Consider the following 7,116-nt stretch of genomic DNA (forward strand, 5'->3'; position numbering starts at 1 on the left):
CAGCATGATGTTCATGATGCCGATACCGACGACCAGCAGGGAGATGCCCGCGATGCCGACGAACATGAGCGCCATCGTGTTAGTGATCGAATCCATAGATTCGAGGATGGTCGATTGGTTCATGATGGAAAAAGCGTCTTCGTCCTTAAACTTTGTCATCAGTGCGGCGGTGACGTCTTCCTCTGCCCGGTCGACAGATTCTGTGCTGCTGGCCGTCAGGGTAAAGGAGGTCACGCCTGAAATATAAAACATGCGCTGGGCAGTGGTGTAGGGGATGATGATGTTGCTGTTTGCAGAACCCATCAGGCTCTCGCCGGCATCCTCCAGTACCCCGATGATCAGGAAGCTGCGGCCGTCAACGGACATCGTCTCCCCGACGACATCCGTATGCCCGAACAGATCGTCCGCTACGTCCGTGCCTACGACCGCGACCGCGGAATTGTTCTCTACATCCGGCGATTTTAAAAACCGGCCGGACTGTACGGAAAGGTCGTTGATGTCCGCATAGGCGGGCACACTTCCTACAACGGAGGCGGTCGTTGAGGTATCTCCCGCCTTGAGCGTCGCGCTTTGCGTGGTTGTGGCTGCGGACGCGCCGATGCTCTCGTATTCATCCGCAAAGCCGGATACCTCAGAAAGAGAAAGGGGCTGGTAGCGCGAGCTGGTGACGGACACGCTGATCGTGCTGGCTCCTAGGTTTTCAAGTTCTGAGGTGACGGAGCTGGTTGTGCTGGAAACGATGGAGACGAGTACGACAACTGCCATGATGCCGATGATGATGCCCAGCATCGTCAGAAACGAACGCATTTTATTGCCCAGTACAGAGGCAAATGCCATTCTGAAAGATTGTAATATCATGCGCTCTCGTCCTCCATTACCCGGCCGTCGAGTATCCTGATGCGCCGCTGTGCCTGCTGCGCGATTTTATCGTCGTGCGTGATCAGGATGATCGTATTGCCGTTTTTGTGGAGCTCGGAAAAGAGCTCCAGTATTTCTACTCCTGTTTTGTGGTCAAGGTTACCCGTTGGCTCGTCCGCCAGAATCAGCGAGGGCTGTGTGACGAGTGCGCGTGCAACGGCGACGCGCTGCTGCTGGCCGCCGGAAAGCTCGGCCGGCTTGTGGTGAATGCGGTCGGAAAGCCCTATGCGGTCGAGCGCTTCAAGCGCCCGCGCGTGGTATTCCTTTTTGGGAACGCCCTGATAGATGAGCGGCAGCTCCACATTTTCAAGAGCACTCAGCTTATTCAAAAGATTGAAGTTCTGAAACACAAAACCGATCTTGAAGTTGCGCACGCGCGTCAGTTCGTCCTCCGTATAGTCGTCGATCTCCTGACCATCGAGGATATATTCGCCGCTGTCTGCCGTATCGAGACAGCCGATGATGTTCATCATTGTGGATTTTCCGCTGCCCGAGGGGCCGATGATGGCGACAAACTCGCCGTCCTGTATGGTAAGAGAAGCGTTGTTTAAGGCATACAGCTTCTCGTTTCCGATCTCATATACTTTGGAAACGTCTTTCATCTGAATCATAAGCTTTCCTCCTTAACCGCCCATTGGCGTGCGGCTCATGCCGCCGCCCTGCATATTACCTTCAGGAGGCGTTCCACCGCCCATACCGCCCATGCTGCCACCGGGGAAGCCGGACTGCTGTTCGGTGGAGTCGGTGGAGGTGGATTCTTCATACATGATCTGGTCGCCCTCGGAAAGGCCGGAGATGATCTCTACGCTGGTGCCGTCCGAAAGCCCTGTTTCGACCGTCTGTCTCTCTCCCATTCCGGCCTCGCCATCAGAACTGCCCGCGATCAGCACAAATTTTTCGCTGCCAGATTCCTGCAGTGCGTCAAGGGGAATGAGCAACACGTTTTCGCTTGTTGAGATGGAAATGGTAGCGGTCGCATTCATGCCTGCAAGGATGTCCGCGTCGGATACATCCGTCAGGGTGATGGTGACAGGATATGTCGTCACACCCGACTGTATCGTACCTGAAGCAGAAATTTTTGTGACAGTGCCGCTGAATGTTTCGTCGGGCAGCGCGTCCAGTACGATAGATACGTCCTGCCCTGCCTGTACGGACATGATGTCCAGTTCGTCAATATTGACGCTCAGCGTATCCGCTTTGCCGGAAGATATCGTGAAAGCAGTTGTGAGCAGGGACGTTTCGCTTGCGGCGGTATCGGACGAGGAGGCCGTCGCCGCGGTCGTGGAGACAGAACCGCCTGACGAAGAACCACCCGATGAGGAACCGCCGCCTGCGCTGCTGCCAGATATGGGGGAACCGGAAGAGCTTTCTTCTGATGAAGTTTGCGGTGCGTTGTTCGTTGCTGCTGCGGCCTGCTCCGTTGCGGGGAATACCGCGTCAAACGTCAGGGTATTGCCGGAGGCATCCGTACTGACGACTATGCTTTGCGCATCGATGCGTGCGCCCTGCACATTTACGGTCGCGTCTGATGCAAACTGGTGGCTGCTGTCTGCGGTAAGCGTGACGGTCGCGCTATAGGATGTACCTGCGGCAAACTTCGCGTCCATTGGCGACCAGCGGATGACTCCCGTATAACCGCTGCCCGGCATGACCGTAGTCTGCGGGGTATTGCCCGTTACCGGATTGTTGATGAATATTTCCGTTGTACCGCTGATAGGGGACACGGTCGCGCTATCGGCGAGCAGCGTGACCCGGGAATCTGTATTTGCATCTGTAGATAGTAGCTGGATGGAATTATCAGAGACATCCAAAGAACCTGATGCCATAGAGGCCGCAGGCGTGCCCGCGGATGACGATTGGGAACTACTTGCAGAGCTTTCCGCAGAGGACGCGTCAGACGTACCTGTGATGGATACGCTGCTGATCGTTCCTGCTGTTTCTGCGGTGATTGTATTGGTCTGTTCGTACTGTATGAGTGCGCGTAGTACATCCTCGTATTGCGCGCGCTGGGCAAGCAATGTCGCGTATTCTTCGGAAACGGCGGCCTCGGTAAGCGTGATGAGTGTTGCGCCGCTGCTGACACTTTCGTTTAGCGAAACGTCTATGCTTTGTACCGTGCCTGCGCTGCCCAAAATGCTGATGGGGGTATTTATTTCAAGCGTACCTGTACCGATTTGTGTGCCGTCCTTTGTCATAATGGTCACGGTATCGCCGTATGCGGGGCCGTTGTCCGTTAAGGTAATTGTGCAGGATTCGCTTGTAAGGGAAGTGACCGTACCTGTTTGTGTTGTCCCGTCCGAAAGCGTTACAACGACGCTTTCTCCGGACGAGACGACATCCGTCTGCGAGGGCTGGAAGGAAACCTTCATTTTTCCATCGATGGAGAGTATAAGAAGCGCACCGCTTTCACTGACCGTCGTTTGTGTATTGGTACCGGCTTCGGCAAAGATCTGCTTGACACGGCCGGAAACAGAGGTCGTGATGTATTGAGATCCGCTTTCATCTTTTGCGCTGTCGATTTGGGAATCGAGGGATGCAAGGGTGGTCTGGGTCTCGGCGAGCGCCGTTTTTACCGACGCGGCGTCGAGTGTGGCAAGCGGATCGCCTGCGGCCACAGTGTCGCCCGCTTCTACAAGTACGTTTTCTACCGTAACGCCGGATGGAATCTTTATATCTGTCGTATTTTGTGCGGTTAGGTTTCCGGAACCTACTACTGTGGTTTCGATCGTTCCCGTTTCTACGGTTGTGGTACGCATAGCAGAAGCCAATGCGCTTGCATCCGGCCGGAAAAGGTTAGGCAATAAAAAAATTACGAGCAGAGCCGCTGCAACAATCATTGTAATCAGGATCACCCACTTTTTCCGGGTCATTTTTCTGTTTTTTTTGTTCTTGCTCATGAACGCCTCCTGGACAGTATTGTTTTTTTGATCATGCGTTCATTATGGAAGCGGTATGTGAAGGCTGTATGAAAAACAGGTGAAAAACATCTTAATATTACAGGAAAAACAGGTACGTTGATAATTGACTTTTGACATGCGGTATGCTATTATTTTTAGGTCAACGATTCAGGCCGAAGTGGTGGAACTGGCAGACGCGCTGGACTCAAAATCCTGTGGTAGCAATACCGTGTGGGTTCGATTCCCACCTTCGGCACCAAAAAATAGAATTCTGCATTTGCAGGGTTCTATTTTTTTGTGAAGAAACCACTGGCTATGCCAGTGGTAGAGAGAAAGCTTTAGCGAGGAAAAGTAAAATCCTCCATTTGATAAAATAAACTTGGTTTGCCAATCAGGAAAAAAGCAAATGGAGGATTTTAAAATGTTACAAGACACAAATAGCTTAGCACATACAAAATGGAACTGCACGTGTGCCCTTTAGGGTAAATATCACATAGTGTTTGCACCAAAGTATAGAAGAAAAGTGATTTATGGTCAGCTTAGAGCAGATATAGGAGGAATTTTAAGAGAGCTGTGCAGGTGGAAGCAGGTGAACATAGTAGAAGCGGAAATGTGCATAGACCATGTGCATATGTTGGTGGAAATACCGCCCAAGATGAGCGTATCTGGATTTGTGGGATTTCTGAAGGGTAAGAGCAGTTTGCTTTTGCATGAAAGGCACGGGAACCTGAAATACAAGCATGGGAATCGGAGTTTCTGGTGTAGAGGATTTTACATAGATACTGCTGGAAAGAATGCAAAGAAGATAGCGGAGTATATACAAAACCAGATCAAGGAGGATTAAGTGAATGAGCAACTAACGTTTAAGGAGTATATAAAACCGTTTACGGGTAGCAAGAAGTAGTATCGCAAGTGGCAGACCATTATGCGTCTTGAGACGCGGCTAGCAGCACAGGGCTACGCCCGCATATGAAATACCGCCGGCTAAGCCGGGGGATATTTATTTGTTAAGGTTTTCTTAATTTTGCTATGAACGGGCTACGTTTTTATTGTAGACGGCGTGTAGAAATGATACCCTGAAAATAGATTGTAATAAATGATACATATAGGATACAACTTGGTTTTAGGATGATATAGAAGGGTAAGCGGCGGGGAAGGGCAAACGCAGGGAAGATGACAGGAAAGACAGGCAAAAAAACGGTTTGGGACATTGTCAGGCAAGAACATATTATATTTCTTGCCCTGGTTTTTGTTTTTTATTTTCTCTGGAGCGTCACGCAACCTATGTTTGCCGCCCCTGATGAGGGGATGCGATACCAGATTCCGCAGTTTATATTTGAGAACGGATATTTACCACATGGGGCGGAGGAGGCGATCCGTAATCCGCAATGGGGGATATCTTATGGGTTCGCGCCGTATGTTTCGCAGATCATCGGCGTCCTGTTTATGAAAATTGCAGGGATATTTACGGGCGACGCATACGCCATCTTTATGGCGGCGCGCCTTGTCAATGTCATCTTTGCCACGCTCACGGTATGGATCAGTTTTAAGATCGCGGAGCAGCTGTTTGCGCAGAGGGTGTACCGCCTGCTGTTTGTTGTGCTGGTTGCTTTCCTGCCGCAGTTTATATTCCTCTCCAGCTACATCAACAATGACATGATGGCGATTTTTTCGACCTCGTTGATCGTGTTCGCGTGGGTCACGGGGTTAAAGGACGGGTGGCCGGTAAAAAGCTGTGTGGTCTTAGGCATTGGGATGGGGCTATGCGCGCTTTCCTATTATAATGCCTACGGATTCCTGCTGCTGAGCGTCGTCCTGTTTTTTGTTTCCAATCTACTGCTTGAGAAGCGCAGTTTTCGCGAAAAGGAGTTCCGCCGGTCGATTTATATTGTAATTATTTTATTTGCGGCAATTGCTGCATGGTGGTTTATCCGCAATTACATGATTTACAACGGCGACATACTCGGTTTTAAAACGACGGAGCATTATCAGGAGCTGTATGCGATAGACAGCTTAAAGCCCTCGATGGCAGAAACAATACAGCGGGCAGGCATTCCGCTTGGGCAGATGCTCACGGGCAAGGGATGGCTGCTATTTTCCTACCTGAGCATGGTTGGCTGCTTTGGGGCGCTGGATATCTGGTTGCCCATATGGATATATGCGGTGTACAGCGCTATCTTTGCTGTGGGCATGATTGGATGCGTGATGGCGTTTGTAGCATTTGTAAGAAGCGAAAATACAAAGGAAAAACGGCAAAAGTTGCTGCTTGGTATATGCATGGCGCTGGCGATCGTGATCCCCGTCGTTTTGAGCGCGTATTATTCCTACACAAGCGATTATCAGCCGCAGGGAAGGTATGTTCTTTCCTGCCTGCTGCCGCTGATGTTTTTTATGACAACGGGAATCAAAACGATAGTGGAAAAAATATGCAAGAGCAAAAAAAGCGAGGCGATCGCTGTCGCGGTCGTCTGTCTGGCAGTCGCAGGCATTGCCATTTACTGTTATGCCGGCGTATTGTGGCCGGCGTATCACTGAAAAAATAAGGAGAGTATACGATAAATGATCAATTTTAACATTCCGCCTTGTGCACCCAAAAGTCTTGACTACGTGAAAAAGGCGGTGGAAAATCACCAGATATGCGGCGACGGAGAATTTACGCAGCGGTGCAGCCAATGGCTGAAGCTGCATTGTATGGCGGCAAACGTATTTCTGACCACGTCGTGCACGCACGCGCTTGAAATGGCGGCGATGCTGTGTGATGTGAGGCCGGGTGATGAGGTGATCATGCCATCGTATACGTTTGTTTCTACAGCGAATGCGTTTGTACTGCGCGGCGCAAAGATCGTGTTTGTGGACATTCGTCCGGATACGATGAACATGGATGAAAGACTCGTGGAGGACGCGGTCACAGAACGCACGAAGGTGATCGTGCCCGTACACTATGCGGGAGTCGCCTGTGAAATGAATGAGATCAACAAGATAGCTAAGAAACATGGATTACTTGTGGTGGGCGATGCTGCGCAGGCGGTGCTTTCCAAATATCAGGGCAAGGCCGTGGGTGCGCTTGGGGATTTTGGTTGTTTCAGCTTCCACGAGACCAAGAATTTCAGCATGGGGGAAGGCGGCGCGTTGCTTTTCAATAATCCAAAATATGCGGAGCAAGCGGAGATCGTCCGGGAAAAGGGTACCAACAGAAGTAAGTTCTTCCGTGGGCAGATTGACAAATATACATGGATGGACTGCGGGTCGTCGTACCTCCCGAGCGACATCAACGCGGCCTATTTGCTTGCGCAGCTGTAAC

Annotated in this window: 4 protein-coding genes, 1 tRNA gene and 2 pseudogenes; 4 read left to right on the forward strand and 3 right to left on the reverse strand. The window is 50.9% G+C overall.

The window, feature by feature from the left end; translation table 11 throughout:
* The 3 genes from VB081_RS04240 to VB081_RS04250 all read right to left on the reverse strand — a co-directional run.
* Nucleotides 1-858, reverse strand: an 858-nt coding sequence (locus VB081_RS04240) for an ABC transporter permease (RefSeq protein ID WP_323399607.1), incomplete at its 3' end; no start/stop codon positions are given.
* A complete protein-coding gene (locus VB081_RS04245) occupies nt 855-1,529 on the reverse strand; it encodes an ABC transporter ATP-binding protein (protein ID WP_323399608.1) in 675 nt (224 codons plus the stop codon). The genes VB081_RS04240 and VB081_RS04245, both read right to left, overlap by 4 nt.
* A 12-nt stretch (nt 1,530-1,541) precedes the next feature.
* Nucleotides 1,542-3,815, reverse strand: coding sequence for a biotin/lipoyl-binding protein (locus tag VB081_RS04250; RefSeq protein WP_323399609.1), 2,274 nt, complete (start codon nt 3,813-3,815; stop codon nt 1,542-1,544).
* 172 nt (nt 3,816-3,987) lie between these two features.
* On the opposite strand from VB081_RS04250, the gene VB081_RS04255 reads away from it, so the two are divergent.
* The 4 genes and pseudogenes from VB081_RS04255 to rffA form a co-directional block, all read left to right on the forward strand.
* A tRNA-Leu gene (locus VB081_RS04255) sits at nt 3,988-4,074 on the forward strand.
* A gap of 162 nt (nt 4,075-4,236) precedes the next feature.
* Nucleotides 4,237-4,659 (forward strand): annotated as a pseudogene (gene tnpA / locus VB081_RS04260) (IS200/IS605 family transposase).
* Between the two features lie 464 nt (nt 4,660-5,123).
* Complete coding sequence (locus VB081_RS04265) at nt 5,124-6,350, forward strand: phospholipid carrier-dependent glycosyltransferase (protein WP_323399610.1); 1,227 nt, start codon at nt 5,124-5,126, stop codon at nt 6,348-6,350.
* 24 nt (nt 6,351-6,374) lie between these two features.
* Nucleotides 6,375-7,112 (forward strand): annotated as a pseudogene (rffA, locus tag VB081_RS04270) (dTDP-4-amino-4,6-dideoxygalactose transaminase); the annotation flags it as partial.
* Nucleotides 7,113-7,116 lie beyond the last annotated feature (4 nt).

The organism is Christensenella sp. (assembly GCF_034927525.1).
Lineage (GTDB): Bacteria > Bacillota > Clostridia > Christensenellales > Christensenellaceae > Christensenella.

What these genes read in the sequence shown, in the direction of transcription:
- VB081_RS04250 (WP_323399609.1), bottom strand. Translation starts at nt 3,815, where the DNA reads ATGAGCAAGAACAAAAAAAACAGAAAAATGACCCGGAAAAAGTGGGTG.
- VB081_RS04265 (WP_323399610.1), top strand. Translation starts at nt 5,124, where the DNA reads ATGCGATACCAGATTCCGCAGTTTATATTTGAGAACGGATATTTACCA.
- VB081_RS04245 (WP_323399608.1), bottom strand. Translation starts at nt 1,529, where the DNA reads ATGATTCAGATGAAAGACGTTTCCAAAGTATATGAGATCGGAAACGAG.